The organism is Solwaraspora sp. WMMB335, assembly GCF_049179075.1.
GTDB lineage: Bacteria > Actinomycetota > Actinomycetes > Mycobacteriales > Micromonosporaceae > Micromonospora_E.
This window is the reverse complement of the sequence record NZ_JBMHMF010000001.1, coordinates 895,949-911,519: the sequence shown is the minus strand read 5'-3', so window position 1 is coordinate 911,519 and position 15,571 is coordinate 895,949. Positions and strand designations below refer to the sequence as shown.

The following is a 15,571-nucleotide window of genomic DNA, read 5'->3' as shown; positions in this document are numbered from 1 at the left end:
CCGGAGGTAGCCGCGTCTGCCTTTGTGGCATCATGCGCGGGGATGGCTTGCCCGGCCCTGACGTCACCCTGTCTGTCCTTCCCTACAGGAAGCTTGATCCGGCGGTCACAGCTGCGGGAGTCCGGTTCGCCCACTCATCCGCAGAGGCGCACCACCGTCGGACGCCACAACTGCTACAACCCGGGTTTGGTTGAGGACTCCAATCGTTGTCGGCGAGCCACCGGTGACCGAGTCGCCTGATGCGACCTCGAGCCATCTTCATCAGGGGTAGGTCATCCGTCGAGTAGTGGTGCACGACGCTGCCCTCGGGTGAAAGCAGCTCAAGCTCGACCTCGCCTCGGACCGCGCCGAAGCGCTTGGCCATGCCCGCCTCAAGTGCCCGTAGTCCCCATGCCACGGCGAGGTAGCGGGTGAAGAGTTCATCCTTGTCGCCCAGAGGCAGCGCATGAACTGTCTTGACCTCGCGGAGGACAAAGCTGTCGCCAACACGCCACGCGGCGTCGACCTTCGTGGCGATCACCAGGTCGGCTGCCGGGTCGAAGCCATACAGTGTCTGCTCGGGCATGAACTCGTCGATCCGGCCTGCCTGCAGCGGGCATCCGCCCAGGTGCTGCAGGAGGTACGGATAGGCAAGTCGATACTCGTCGGGATCGAGGACGTCGGTACCGAAGGGCGCGGTGTCCGATCCTGGTACGGGGAGATCGGAGGGCGAGCATCGATGACCGCGACGGTGCGCAGCGGCCAGCCAGCGGTGGACGGACACGCCGCGAACCCGGTACTCGCTGTGCTCCTGCGAGCTGGGGAGGTGCAGGTCGCGTTCCATGTACCACTGAGACGGGCACCGGTCGTACACCTCAAGGTCAGATGCTGACAGCGACCCCGTCCAATCTCTCCGCTGTTTTGCTGCCAGGAAGCCAGGCAGGGACATTAGTTTGCCACAGGCACCCCCGATTCTGCACTGGGCACAGCCGTGTCCCGGCACGGCCTCGGTGCCCATAGCGGCGGCTTTCGCGGCACTCCTCCCGTGTAGTTCATACAGCTCGTCAGCGTGTTCAGGAGTGATGCCCGGTAGAACGTGGTGTTCAATCCCGTCAATCAGGCCGATCTCGCTGACCCAGATCCTCTGTACGCTGTTCTCGGTACCGGTATGTGCGGCAATATGCGCTGCGATGTATGCCCATGCGGTTGTGGGAGTCTGAGCTGAGCCCAGCCTAAATCTACGTATCTCGATGACGTCGCCCGGGGCCTCGTATACTGGTCCCCAGACCGTGAGGGTTGCTGTGTCGGCCTTCCTGAGGCTGCTCGTTGGGCCAAGGAATCGAAGTTGTCCAAGCTGCTCCACCCGCGCCTCGTGGTACTGGTAGTACAGGTTGAGGGCGTGATCGAGGAACCGCCGCGCGCCGTCTTGCCACGCGGTGAAGGCGAGGCGTCCAAGTTGAACAGCCTCGTCCCGTGCGATCCCTGCTGCGAGATGCCGTTCAACCTGTTTGATGGCGTTCATCAGGGTGCCGAGCAGCATGGGCTGCCGTCGGAGGTGCCATCCGCCGGTATCCGGATAGGTCTCTGGCCTCGCCTTCAGCGCGAGGCTGAGCGAGCAGGAGTTGCCGCGGGTGGCGTTTTCGCCGTCGGTTGCGCTGACGCGGTACGTCGGCTCGCTCCGTCTCAGTGGAATGCCCGGATTCCAGGTCACATCATCCTGCCTTGCGTGTGGTTGCTCACAGGTAACCGAATTACCCAACAGGCTATTCCGTCCAGCGGCGTTCCCTGCTGATGGAACCGGGGTTGTGGACGCTCGCAGATATGTTCCCGCGTCCAACAATTCTGATCCTCGGGTGGAACTCTCGAGGCTCATTCACGAATAGCTTTGTGCTGCCGGTGCGTGGAGTCAAGCACCGCACGTCTTCGGCGTGTCGCTCTCGTCGGAGCGGCCCTCGAGGGTGCCCGAACTAGAACAAGTGTTCGATCTAGTGGTGCTCGGTGTTCTATCGGCTCATCGTCGGGGCGTCCCTGGTGCCGGTGCGGTCGGCACTCGCCCCAAGACGCTCCGGAGTGAACCTACTCGATCGGCAGCGAGGGTCCGCTCACTGCGACGAGTATCAGCAGGATCACAGTGATGAGCAGGATGGCCATGACCACGCTCTGGCTCATTGACAGGTGACTCCAGGTTCGTAGCTCCTGCCGGATGCGCTGTCGAAGTGGGGTTCGCGGCCGGCCTGCTTCCGCTTCGCGCCACTCTCCATCGACGAGTACCCAGTCGCGTAGATGGAACGCCGATGGCTTCGGAGATCCTGGACTGCGGTCGATGAGTTGATCATCGGCTTGTTCGAGCGTCACCTGGTCCGGGCGGGCGGTCTGAGGGCTGCTGGGGCGCTCCCTGGACTTGCCATCCTTGAGCCTCTGCCAGACACGGAGCCAAACTTCTTGCTCCGGACTTGGCAGGTCAGCGGCGATGAGGAAGCTCTCGACTAGCTTGCGGCTGGGCAGGCTCGTTCGCTGCAGGGCAGCGCACAGCGTCGATGGAGCTACGCGCTTGGGGAGATGCTCCGTCCGCTGGGCGACCTCCCGGAAGGAGAGGCCTGACCACTCGCGAAGCTTCTTCAGCGCGTCCACATACTCATCCGGAGTAGAGGCTTCAGCCGGATCAGGGGCAGGCAGGTCTTGGCTGCGAGGCATCTGGCGCTGGTTCGCCCCCCGGCCTGCTTCGGCGCCGGCGAGGGTATTCCTGCGAGCGATCCACTCGTCAGGGTCACCACCACAGGCCGTCACGAAGGCTTTCAGGAGGTTGGGTGACGGGAGGTTGTGGCCCTGGTCGGCGCCCCAGACTGCGCTCTTTGAGTAGTAACTGCTGAGGGCGATAGCGCCGTAGCTGAGCTTGGCCTCTTGACGCAGCTTGCGGAGGTCGTACCCAAACTGGGCGATCGCGCTAGTCTCCGGGCTGGCCGGATGCTGTTCTTGATTTTTCATTGTAGTTGCCGCCATACGCAGGGTGACCCTCTGTCGCCCTGGCGCAGCGGAGTCAGCCCTCCCGTGTCCGACGGCCGGGCTGACTGGTGGCACCGCCCTGTCGGTGAGCCATGCGTCGGCGCTCTAGAGCGAGACGTGCCGGCGCGCGAAGCGTCACGGAGAGGTTCTGAAGCGGGGAGGCGAGACGACCGTTGGTCCCGGTCATCCGGTTGGGAACCGCAGTGCCGGAGCCCGCCAACTCCTGCCACCGACGGTACGGGTTGCGCTGTACAGGCGACAACGCTGTCTCCTTCGGATGTAGTGGAGGGCTGAGGGATGCACGCTCCGCAGTACTCCGCCCTGCGGTGGTTGGTCCTCCGCTGCAGGGTGAAGTGGTGCCCCGGTAGATAGAAATAGCAACGTGAGGACTGGTCGGGTAGGTGTTCACCGTTCGTAAACAGTTGTGCGAGCCGTAAACGACAGTTTTGTCCGTTATGACCTGCCTGTGTTGTAGGTCCGTAACCATCGCTGCGGAACGCTCCGGGTGAACGCCGTGTCGTTCAGGCTGGTGTTCCGAACGCCCACTTCGAACCGGTTGACTACTTCCGCCGGGCGGAACCTTGACTTGAGAATTGCAGCGCGCTCAGGTGCGCCGTTCGTTACATGCACAGGCGGCATGTTCCGGTCGGCCTCCTGTCCAGCAAGTGGAGGTAGATGAGCGCGGTGGGCAGCTGTTGGTCCCAGCTGCCCGTGCGGAGCGTGACGGATGCTTCCGGGGAGGGCAGTCCGTCGAAGACGTTCCGGCAGTCTACGGTCGGGAAACCACCCCCCGCTCGACCGCAGTCGCTGTCCGCACCCCATTCCTCGGTCGCCGTGCCTGGGTCGACGTCGGGTGGAAGCCCAGGCCCGGCGGCGACCCCCGGATCGCCTCGTTGGCGGCCCACTTCCGGTCACGCACCTCACCCCCAGGGTGGTCCGGTAGAGACAATCGATCAATCGGCCATTGATCAAGTGCAGTGTTCCGGACTGTACTGCCTGGTCAACCGACCGCACCAGTCACGAATGACCCTCTCGTTCGCTGGTGCCCTACCTGGACCTTTCCGTCCGAATAGGCGCTGGGCGGTTGCGTGGAACTTCCATGCGGATCAGGGCGCGAGTCCGTCCTCTGAGTGCTTGACGACATGGTGGCGGCTCAGGCGCTATGCACCGTAACTCGATGCTTGGTTGTAGCCGTGGCCCGCACGAGGGCGTAAGCAGCATCCGTGAGCAGCAGTGGCGGTCGCGGATGGAACCTCGGAGTGAGACATCGCCGGCTGGTATGTGCGAACCTGATCATGTCCGAGCCCTGGGCAGACGGTCACCTCGTTCGGCCGCTCGCCGGTTCGCCCCGAACCAGGCACGGGGTAGGCCAGCGGCCATCCGCATCTACCGCGTCCAGCCACTACCAAGTCACCCGGTCTCTTCGGGACGCCTCGCAGGCGTGAAAATGGGGGGTCAGGTCGCCGTGATGTCCTCGGTTAGGTCGACCGTGCGTTGTAGGAAGGACTCGCGATCAACGTCGGCCGGCCATAGCTCGGGGACGGCAGCTGCTGTGCCGAGCAGGGCGGCCGTGACTCCAACGGCTGCTACCTGCATGAACAGTGCCTCGTGATCGGCTCGCAGGTCATGGCCAGGCACCCCGTCGTCGGTCAAGCTGCTCTGCAATCCCAGATGGTTGCCGTGTCCAGCATGGGCGAGAACCATCACGGCCCCACGTAGACCCGCCAACTCCATTAGCTCCCGCGTCCGCTGCACGAGCATTGTGTGATTGTTGTGGGCCTGCGGCATCGACCGGTCCGATCGAGATGTGGCGAGGAAGTCGTTGAGCAGCTCATCCTCACTCGGCATTGACCGTGCGTCCAGCCACGCCAGAGACTCGCCCGTCAGGTCGGCAACATCGGGGAGGGGCATGAACCAGCGGGCCAGGTTCGGGCAGCTGGCGCCGGTCTCTTCGAGCAGCACGCAGATGCGGTTGCGCTCTTCGAGCAGATCGCCCAACAGGCTCCGGCGACGCTCGGGCTGTTCAGCGATCCATAGCCATCGCAACCCGTCCACAAACAGGCTGCGGGCCATGGAGCCGATTACCGTGCCGCCGAAACCGGCGCCGATCATCGAGTCGGCGCAGTCGTAGCGCTGACGGGCAAACATGAATGCCAACCCAGCCAGGAAGCGATCGCCAGGCACGTCGAGGCGGTAGTCGATGGGGAGCTCGTCCAGGTGAAGGCGGAGTGCGCGGGTAGCTACGCGGAGCTGGCGCGTCGCCGGTGTGGCGATTCGCCCGTCGGGACGCACATCATCGTCCGCAGCCACGTTCCTACCCCCATTCGTTGCCAGTTGCCCGGTGCCTGCCTCCATCATCACCCGGCGTCAGTCGCAGCCCAACCGAGATATCGCGCAGCACCCGGCAGGCTCGCTGCCACGGTCGGCTCGGCGTCGGCTCGCTGTGTCGCCGCTGCTCGTACACCGCGGTGGTGGTCTCGATGTGGGGGAGCGGGGCCGCGGAACCTGGCGACGTCCTGTCGGCCTGCCCTCGTTTACCCCCCGAAAACCCCCGCCGGACGTTGACAACCAGTGACAAGCAGCGATCATCGCTTGATCGTGTTCGTGCAGCTCAGTGCCTATTTCTGACAGTCAATGACACGGTCGGGATGGTTACGGTTGGTAACAAGGGGTCGTCGGTTCGAATCCGGCCGTCCCGACAGTTCAACAGCAGGTCAGGGCCTTGATTCACTCCGGTGAGTCAAGGCCTTTCGCTGCCCTATCTCACAATCCATCCGGTACGCTCGTACTGCTGAAACTTTGGGTACTGACGTTTCGCTTGGCAAGAGTGCCGCCGTCCGCGTGGCCAGCCCAGGCTGCCAGCACCACATCAGGTACGCCCACCGTTGTGAGGTAAGTCAGGCAGGCATGTCGCGCGTCGTACGGCCGGACCTTCCGTACCCCGACCTCGGCCATCAGTTCGTACACCCGGCGGCGCAGCCAGTCGGTGCGCTGCTCTGCTTGCCTTGATCGGTTGGGGCTGGCATCATCGCCGCCATGATCGACAGAATCGAGTCCTTCGTCCGCCGGTGAGCGTGTCGACCGAGCCTGGATCGCTCGGACCCCGGAGCACCCTGTTCGAACACGCCCTGCGCTTGCATCAGCAACATCCGAGTTCAGCTCTGCCGCGTGACGGCGAGCCGTATCCGGACGACGAACTCCACCGCCGGCGGCATCGACCGCAGGCCCAAAGAGATCAGCGCCTCGCCGGCGTCGACGTCGCTGTCATCCTCGACGCGCACTTCGGCAAGCCCGATGCGCTACCGAGGCGAACTCGGCGACGCGTTCCACGACGTTGACGTCCCAATCCACCGCAACGAACACATCGCTGCTGCGGCGCTGCGCACCGACCGGCAGCGGGTGCGCCAGACTGGCCGGTGGCTGGTGCGGCACAGCACTGATCGATGCACGGCGCCGGACTGCCGGCATCCACGTTACGGAGAGACCTACCCACGTCGGGATGGCTGGGTCCCTATCAGCGGTCCGCCGACGCCATCCGGCTCGGCGACAACACCCCCCGGATCCTCCGTACGACAGGGGCATTCAGTCATACCGGGCCGGGCGACCGAGCCGTCCCCGGCTGGGGACGATCAAAAAGGTAACGGGTCGAGATAGGTCGAGGTCTGCATGGCAGCTCACCCTGTGTCGTCGAACATCGCGCCGCACTCAGCATCGACGTCGAGACAATCACCAATGGCTACAGGCCATGGTGCGGCACGCGCCGCCGTGGTGAAACCCCTGCTCGGGGTTGCCGGCTGGGCTGCCGGCGGGGGAAATTGTTTCGGCCCTGATGGTTGTGGCCGTCGACTAATCCGTAATGGAGCTTGCTCCGAAAGAACTGCTACTGATCCACAACAGATCACCCGAAACCGACACCGTGCGGTCACGTGCACCCTTCACGTCTTGCTGCTAGCATCCCCCTCGTGGCCCGTTGGAGATTCGCGGGGGCGTCATCGGGCCAATGCTGGGACGGCATGCCGAGCAGGTGTTCGGGCCTTCGGGCTGCCGATACTCCTGTCCTTTCCGGCCTGGCGCACACGGGCTGACGGTCGCTCTGCGTATCGAGGTGAGCTGTGGGGGAAACGTCAAGGTGGACGATGTCCGGCCGTTCTCGATCGGTCACATTCGCCGCGCCGACGACGCGTTCCGTCGCGACGCCGAGAACGTGCCGTCCTGGCCCAGCCCACCACCGCCGTCGGCCTGAGCCGGTGAGACTTTCCCTGCCGCCCGGGGTGCCCCGCACTTCCTGACCCGTAGAACCGCGCCAGTCACCCACCGCGTCGGCAGCCTTCCTCGGCCGGCCTGGCTCTCGCCGCGTACCGCTCGTCGGCGAACGAACCCGGCCAAGTGGAGGATTCTCCCGTTAGGACAAGTTCATGCGTCACGACGATCCGGAAGTCCCGAGTCACGATTCCCTCACCGCTGTCCAGGTGGAGACCTGGCTGCGGGAATGGTTGGCTACGCAACTCGACCTCGACGCCGCTGGCCTGGACGCGTACGAACGGTTCCACCGGTACGGCCTCGATTCGCTGCGCGCCGCCGGCCTCATCGCCGCGCTCGCCGAATTCGTCGGACGGCCCCTTCCTGCAACGCTTGTCTGGGATCACCCCACCATCGACTCGTTGGTCCGTTTCCTCACTTGCGGCGACGAAGAGAAGGTCACGCCGAGTAGGTCTCCGATCACCCGGGAATCGGAGCCGATCGCCATTGTCGGAATGGCGTGCCGCTTTCCCGGCGCCCCGAACGTCAGGGCGTACTGGAAACTGCTGACGCAGGGTGTCGACGCGATTACTGAAGTGCCGGCCGGGCGGTGGGACATCGAACAGTTCTTCAGTTCCGCGCCGGACGCCCCCGGCAAGATGAACACCCGCTGGGGTGGCTTCCTCGAACATGTCGACCGCTTCGACGCAGGCTTCTTCGGACTCGCCCCCCGCGAGGTCCTCCAGATGGACCCGCAGCAGCGCCTCGTCCTCGAGCTGGCCTGGGAGGCCCTCGAAGACGCCGGGATCGCCCCGGGATCCCTGCGGGACAGCGCCACCGGCGTGTTCTGCGGGGCGATGTGGCACGACTACGGCCACCTGTTCGGTCACCACGCCGAGGACGTCACCGCGCACACCGCGACCGGGCAGGACCTCAGCATCGTCGCGGCCCGGGTGTCGTACCTGCTCGGGCTCCAAGGGCCGAGCCTGGCCGTCGACACCGCCTGCTCGTCCGCGCTGGTCGCCGTCCACCTCGCCTGCCAGAGCCTGCGTACCGGTGAGGCGACGATGGCGTTGGCCGGCGGGGTGAACCTGACCCTTGCCCCGGAGAGCACGGTGGCGATGTCGAAGTTCGGGGCGATGGCCCCGGACGGCCGCTCCAAGGCGTTCGACGCCCGCGCCAACGGCTACGTCCGTGGTGAGGGCGCCGGCCTCGTCGTACTCAAGCCGCTGTCCCGGGCACTGGCCGACGGCGACCCGGTGTACTGCCTGATCGCCGGCTCCACGGTCAACAACGACGGTTTCAGCAACGGCCTGACCGCGCCGAACCCGCAGGCGCAGGTGGCGATGCTGCGGGCCGCGTACGACCGGGCGGGCGTCGCGCCGGACCGGGTGCACTACGTGGAAACCCACGGCACCGGCACCCTGCTCGGCGACCCGATCGAGGCGAACGCGATCGGTGCCGTCCTGGGCGCGGGCCGGCCGGCGGAGCGTCCGCTCGTGCTGGGCTCGGTGAAGACCAACATCGGTCACCTGGAGGCCGCCGCCGGCATCGCCGGCCTGATCAAGGCCGCTCTGGCCGTCCGGCACCGGACCATTCCGGGGAACCTCCACTTCGAGACGCCCAACCCGCACATCGATTTCGACGGGCTGCGGCTGCGGGTGCCGCGCACCACCGAGCCGTGGCCGTACCCGGAGGAGATCCCCCTGGCCGGGGTCAGCGCGTTCGGGTTCGGGGGCACCAACTGCCACGTCGTGCTGGCCGGGGCGACCGCGCAGCCGGCCCAACTCCTGCCGCTTGCCGCAGCCAGCGAGGCCGGACTGCGCGAGCTGGCCGGGATCGTCCGCGACGCCGTGGCCGGTCCGGTCGACTCGGCTGGTGCCGTCCGGGACGCCGCCACCGGACCGCTCGACCGGGCCGGGCTCGGCTGGACCCTTGCCGGGCTCGGCTGGACCCTGGCCGGCCGGGGCGTCGGGCAGCCGTACCGCACGGCGGTGACCGCGCGGACCGGCGACGAGCTGGCCGCCGGGCTCGACCGGTGGCTCGCCGACGACCGTCCGGCCACCCCTGTGCCCGGCGGAACCGCTCGCAAGGTGGTGTTCGTGTTTCCGGGTCAGGGTGGTCAGTGGGTGGGGATGGGTCGGGAGTTGTGGCGTCGGGAGCCGGTGTTTCGGGAGGTGGTGTTGGCGTGTGAGGGGGCGTTTGCGGGGTTGGTGGATTGGTCGTTGGTGGAGGTGTTGGAGGGTGGGTCGGTCCTGGAGGGGATCGATGTGGTGCAGCCGGTGTTGTTTGCGGTGCAGGTGGGGTTGGCGGCGATGTGGCGGTCGTGGGGTGTGGAGCCGGCGGCGGTGGTGGGGCATTCGATGGGTGAGGTGGCGGCGGCGTGTGTGGCGGGGGCGTTGTCGTTGGGTGATGCGGCTCGGGTGATCTGTGTGCGGAGTGGGTTGATGCGGCGGGTGTCGGGGGTGGGTGCGATGGCGGTGGTGGGGTTGGGTGCGGTTGAGGTGGGGGAGGTGGTGGCTGGGTTTGGTGGTGAGGTGGTGGTGGCGGCGTGGAATGGTCCGGTGACGACGGTGGTGGCAGGGTCGTCGGGTGCGGTGGATGCGGTGGTGGGGGAGTTGTCGGGTCGGGGGGTGTTCGCGCGGCGGGTGCAGGTGGATGTGGCGTCGCATTCTCCGCAGGTGGATGGGTTGCGTGATGATCTTTTGGCGGGGTTGGTGGGGGTGTCGCCGCGGGTGGCGTCGGTGCCGTTGTATTCGACGGTGCGGGGTGAGGTGTTGTCTGGTGTGGAGTTGGGGGCGGGGTACTGGTGGGAGAATCTGCGGGAGCCGGTGCGATTTGCGCCGATGGTGGAGCGGTTGCTGGTTGATGGGTTGACGTGTTTTTTGGAGGTCAGTCCGCATCCGGTGTTGGGTGGGGCGATCGAGGAGTCGTGTCGGCGTTCTGGTGGTGCGGTGGTCCTCACCTCCACCCGACGAGACGAGGACGAGCGCGGTGCGCTGCTGGACACCGCCGCCACCCTCTACCGGCTCGGTCACCCGTTGCACTGGCCCGCCCTCTACCCGCAGGACGTCACCCCGGTCGACCTGACGCTGCCGGACGCGCCGACCCGACCCGCCGCGCCGACCACGCCCGTCCCACCGGCGGTCGACGACGCCGGGCCCACCGCCGACGAGGTGATCGGCGCCGTCGACGCGCGGACGGCGCAGGACCCGGTCCTCGTCCCGCTCTCGGCCCACACCCCGGACGCGCTGACCGACCTCACCCGACGCACCGTCGAACTGCTCGGCCGGCACCCGAACGTACGACTGCGCGACCTCGGCCACACCGCCGCCCTCCGGCGGGACCACCACGCCGTTCGGCTCGCCGTCGCCGCCACCTCCCACGCCGACCTGGTGGAGAAGCTGACCGTCCGGCTCGCCGACGACCGTCCGGCCACCCCTGTGCCCGGCGGAACCGCTCGCAAGGTGGTGTTCGTGTTTCCGGGTCAGGGTGGTCAGTGGGTGGGGATGGGTCGGGAGTTGTGGCGTCGGGAGCCGGTGTTTCGGGAGGTGGTGTTGGCGTGTGAGGGGGCGTTTGCGGGGTTGGTGGATTGGTCGTTGGTGGAGGTGTTGGAGGGTGGGTCGGTCCTGGAGGGGATCGATGTGGTGCAGCCGGTGTTGTTTGCGGTGCAGGTGGGGTTGGCGGCGATGTGGCGGTCGTGGGGTGTGGAGCCGGCGGCGGTGGTGGGGCATTCGATGGGTGAGGTGGCGGCGGCGTGTGTGGCGGGGGCGTTGTCGTTGGGTGATGCGGCTCGGGTGATCTGTGTGCGGAGTGGGTTGATGCGGCGGGTGTCGGGGGTGGGTGCGATGGCGGTGGTGGGGTTGGGTGCGGTTGAGGTGGGGGAGGTGGTGGCTGGGTTTGGTGGTGAGGTGGTGGTGGCGGCGTGGAATGGTCCGGTGACGACGGTGGTGGCAGGGTCGTCGGGTGCGGTGGATGCGGTGGTGGGGGAGTTGTCGGGTCGGGGGGTGTTCGCGCGGCGGGTGCAGGTGGATGTGGCGTCGCATTCTCCGCAGGTGGATGGGTTGCGTGATGATCTTTTGGCGGGGTTGGTGGGGGTGTCGCCGCGGGTGGCGTCGGTGCCGTTGTATTCGACGGTGCGGGGTGAGGTGTTGTCTGGTGTGGAGTTGGGGGCGGGGTACTGGTGGGAGAATCTGCGGGAGCCGGTGCGATTTGCGCCGATGGTGGAGCGGTTGCTGGTTGATGGGTTGACGTGTTTTTTGGAGGTCAGTCCGCATCCGGTGTTGGGTGGGGCGATCGAGGAGTCGTGTCGGCGTTCTGGTGGTGCGGTGGTCCTCACCTCCACCCGACGAGACACCGGCGAACGACTCACCATGCTGGACACCGCCGGTGAGCTGTACCGGCTGGGCGTCCCGCTCGACTGGACGGCCCTGCACCCCGGCGCCGGCGAGGTCGTCCGCCTCCCCGAGTACCCCTGGCAGCGGGAACGCCACTGGCCGGAGCACACCGTCCGGGCTGGCCAGCCGGTCGGCCACCCGCTGCTCGGTGCACGCGTCGAGTCCTCCCTCGACCAGGGCACCCACCTCTGGACCACCGACCTGCACGTCGACCGGCTGCCCTACCTCGCCGACCATCGGGTCCGGGGCCAGGTGCTGCTCCCCGCCACCGGGTACCTGGAGATGGCGCTGGCCGCCGCGACCGACCGGCTCGGCCCGGCCGTCTCCGTCGCCGACCTGGAGATCACCGAGCCGCTCGCGTTGAGTGATCGGCCGGTCACCGTCCAGGTGACTCTCGCTGGCCACCCGACCAGCGGGCTCGCCTTCCGGTGCGCCAGCCGCCAACCCGACGAGGACGGCCGCCCCGGCGACTGGCTCGTCCACGCCCGGGGCACCGCCCGCCGCACCGGCGACACCGCCCCGGCTGCCGACGCCACCCGACCCGAACTGCCCGAACCGGGCGAGACCCACTACGCGGCGATGCGCGCCCGGGGACTCGACTACGGCCCCCACTTCCAGGGCGTACGACAGCTCCGCCGAACCGACGGCGAGGCGTGGGCGCAGGTCCACGGCGAGGCCGGCGGCGGTTACACCATGCACCCCGCACTGTTGGACGCCTGCCTCCAGGTCGCCCTCGCCGCGCTCCCGACGCAGCCCGCCGACACCTACGTGCCGGTCGGCGTCGAACGCCTCGACCTGCGAAACCGCCCCGGCACCGAGGTCACCTGCCACGCCCGGCTCCGCAACACCACCGACACCGACGAGCACACCGCCGACCTGACGGTCCACGCCCCGGACGGCCGGGTCCTGGTCGTCGTCACCGGCCTACGGCTGCGCCGCCTGGCTCGGAGCGTGGCCGACGGCGCCGACCTGCTCTACCAGATCCGCTGGCAGCCCGCCCCGGCGTTGACCGCCGACGCCGGTACGGCCGACCTCACCGGAGGGTGGCTGCTCCTCGCCGACCGGGACACCACCCTGGACGCCGCGCTGACCGCCCGGGGCGGCACCTGCGTCGTGGCCCGCCCCGGCGACCGCTACCAACGTCTTGGGCCGTACGCCTACCAGGTCGACCCGACCTGCCCCGAGCACCTGCGCGACCTGCTCGCCGAGGTCTTCGCCCCGGGGCAGCCCACGCTGCGCGGGGTGGTGCACCGCTGGGCGCTGGACACGGTGGTGCCCGGGACGGACACCGCCGACGGCTGGGAACCCAACCACCGGTTGGTCGCCGACAGCGTTCGGCACCTGGTCGCGGCGCTGCACGACGTGCCCGGTACCACGCGCCCCCGACTCTGGCTGGTCACCCGGGACAGCCAGGCCGTTCGCCCCACGGACCGGGCTACGGCGGTCGCCCAGGCCCCGCTCTGGGGGCTCGGCCGGACCATCGCGCACGAACACCCGGACCTGGACTGCACCCGCGTCGACCTCGGGACGGACCTGCCCGACGAGGACGCCGCGCTGCTCACCGTCTTGACCGCCCCGGTCGAGGAACCCGAACTCGCCCTGCGCGGCACCGACGTGCTGGTCTCCCGCCTGGTCCCGGCCACCGCCGAGGAACCGACCGTCGAACCGGAGCCGGCCGGGGACCGCCCGTTCCGGCTCGCCATCGGCCGGGTCGGCACCCTCGACCAGCTCCACCTGCGCGCCGTCGCCCCGCTCGCCCCGGGGCCGGGGCAGGTGCTGGTCGAGGTTCGGGCCAGCGGGCTGAATTTCCGCGACGTCCTGAAGACCCTCGGCCTCTACCCCGGGCTCGACGATACCGCCGAGGTGACGCTCGGCGACGAGTGCGCCGGGGTTATCGCGGCGGTCGGACCGGACGTCACCGACCTGCGGGTCGGCGACCCGGTGGTGGCGGTCGCCCCGCACGGCATCGGCAGCCACGTCCTCGCCGACGCGCGGCTCGTCGCGCCCAAACCCGAGCGCCTCGACTTCGCCGAGGCCGCCACCATCCCGATCGCCTTCCTTACCGCCGCGCACGCGCTGGAGCACCTCGCCCGGATCGAGCCCGGCGAGCGGGTCCTGGTGCATGCCGCCGCGGGCGGGGTCGGGCTGGCCGCCGTGCAGCTCGCCCACGCCGCCGGGGCGGAGGTGTTCGCCACCGCCGGCAGCAACGAGAAGCGCGCCCATCTCACGTCGCTGGGCGTGCGGCACGTGATGGACTCCCGGTCGGCGGCGTTCGCCGACCAGGTCCGCGCCGAGACCGACGGGCGGGGTGTGGACGTCGTCCTCAACTCGCTCTCCGGGGACCTCATCGCGCACGGCGTCGGCGCGCTCGCCCCGTACGGGCGGTTCGTGGAGATCGGCAAGCGGGACATCTACCAGGACCGGTCGCTCGGGCTCGGCCCGTTCCGCCGGAACCTGTCGTTCTTCGCCGTCGACCTGGACCTGATGTTCACCGAGCGCACCGCGTTGGTGGGCGGGCTGCTGCGGCGCATCGTCGCCCGGGTCGACGCCGGGGAACTCCAGCCGCTGCCGGTGCGCCGGTTCCCGGTGGGCCAGGCGCAGCACGCCTTCCACCTGATGGAGCAGGCGGGCCACATCGGCAAGATCGTGCTGACGGTGACCGACCCGGTCACGGTCGAGGTCCATCCCACCGCTGGTGTCGGCCGGCTGCCCGCCGACGCCAGTTACCTGATCACCGGCGGGTTCGGCGGGCTCGGCCTGCGGGTCGCCCGCTGGCTCGCCGAGCGGGGGGCCACCCAGCTCGTCCTGGTCGGCCGCAGTGGCGCATCGGCCGCCGCGCAGCCCACCCTGAACGAGTTGGCCGACGCCGGCGTCCGGGTGACGGCCTTCGCCGCCGACGTCACCGACCCGTCCGAGGTGGCTCGGGTGCTTGACCACGTCCACGCCCACCTGCCTCCGTTGCGCGGTGTGGTGCACGCCGCCGGGGTTCTCGACGACGGCATCCTGCTCCAGCAGACCGCGCAGCGGTACCGGCGGGTGACCCGTCCCAAGGTCGACGCCGCCTGGCACCTGCACACCCAGACAGGCGTCGACCCGCTGGACTTCTTCGTCCTGTTCTCCTCGGTGACCTCGGTGCTCGGCTCACCCGGGCAGAGCAGCTACGCCGCCGGGAACGCCTTCCTGGACGCGTTGGCCCACGCCCGTCGGGCGGCCGGCCTGCCCGCGCTCAGCGTCAACTGGTGTCCCTGGTCGGCGGTGGGTATGGCCGCCCGTCTGGAGCAGGGCGGCCAGGAGGCGCTGCGCGGACTGCGGGCGATCACCCCCGACCAGGGCGTCGCGGTGCTCGGCGCGCTGCTCGGGCAGCAGAGCGCCCAGGTCGCGGTAATGCCGTTCGACGCCGCCGAGTGGGTGGCCGCGTACCCGGCCGCCGGGCGGACCAACCAGCTCGCGCTGCTCGGCACCGCAGCCGCCGAGCGGCCCGCGTCGGACGGCGTTCGGGGACGCTTCCTCGCCGCCCCGCCGGGTCGCCGTCGGCGGGCCGCCGTCGAGGCGTACGTCCGTGCGGAGGCGGCCCGGGTGCTGCGGCTGGCCCCGTCCCGGGTCGGGGTGGACACGCCGCTGCGCAGCCTCGGCTTCGACTCGCTGATGTCCCTCGAACTGCGCAACCGGCTGGAGGCTGGCCTGCACCTGGCACTGTCCGCGACGCTGATCTGGAACTACCCGACGATCGAGGTGCTCGTGCCCTACCTCGCCGACCGGCTGGGCGTCCCGCTCGACGCCCCGGAGGAACCCCCGAAACAGGACGAGCCGACCGAATCCGCCAACCATGCCGACTCCACCTCCGGTGACCAGACGGGCGACGACGACCTGGGCGGGCTCTCGGTCGACGACCTCGAAGCGCTCCTCGCCCGAGAGCTCAATGACCTCGAGACCTGACGGCGGACAAGGAACCG

At 68.6% G+C, this 15,571-nt stretch carries 5 protein-coding genes; 1 reads left to right on the top strand and 4 read right to left on the bottom strand.

Annotated elements, in window-relative coordinates:
• Positions 1–82: 82 nt before the first annotated feature.
• The 4 genes from ACN27F_RS03325 to ACN27F_RS03310 all read right to left on the bottom strand — a co-directional run bounded on the left by ACN27F_RS03325 (position 83) and on the right by ACN27F_RS03310 (position 6,263).
• Positions 83–1,519, bottom strand: a complete 1,437-nt coding sequence (locus ACN27F_RS03325; protein ID WP_421431090.1) for a PD-(D/E)XK nuclease family protein — start codon at positions 1,517–1,519, stop codon at positions 83–85.
• A 536-nt stretch (positions 1,520–2,055) separates the two neighbouring features.
• A complete protein-coding gene (locus tag ACN27F_RS03320; protein ID WP_421431088.1) occupies positions 2,056–2,964 on the bottom strand; it encodes a hypothetical protein in 909 nt (302 codons plus the stop codon).
• 1,473 nt (positions 2,965–4,437) lie between these two features.
• Positions 4,438–5,292: a hypothetical protein gene (locus ACN27F_RS03315; RefSeq protein ID WP_421431087.1), complete on the bottom strand. Its 855-nt coding sequence runs from the start codon at positions 5,290–5,292 to the stop codon at positions 4,438–4,440.
• 845 nt (positions 5,293–6,137) lie between these two features.
• Positions 6,138–6,263: a hypothetical protein gene (locus tag ACN27F_RS03310; RefSeq protein ID WP_421431086.1), complete on the bottom strand. Its 126-nt coding sequence runs from the start codon at positions 6,261–6,263 to the stop codon at positions 6,138–6,140.
• A gap of 1,134 nt (positions 6,264–7,397) precedes the next feature.
• Between ACN27F_RS03310 and ACN27F_RS03305 the strand changes: the two genes are divergently transcribed.
• Complete coding sequence (locus tag ACN27F_RS03305; RefSeq protein WP_421431084.1) at positions 7,398–15,554, top strand: SDR family NAD(P)-dependent oxidoreductase; 8,157 nt, start codon at positions 7,398–7,400, stop codon at positions 15,552–15,554.
• Positions 15,555–15,571: the final 17 nt, after the last annotated feature.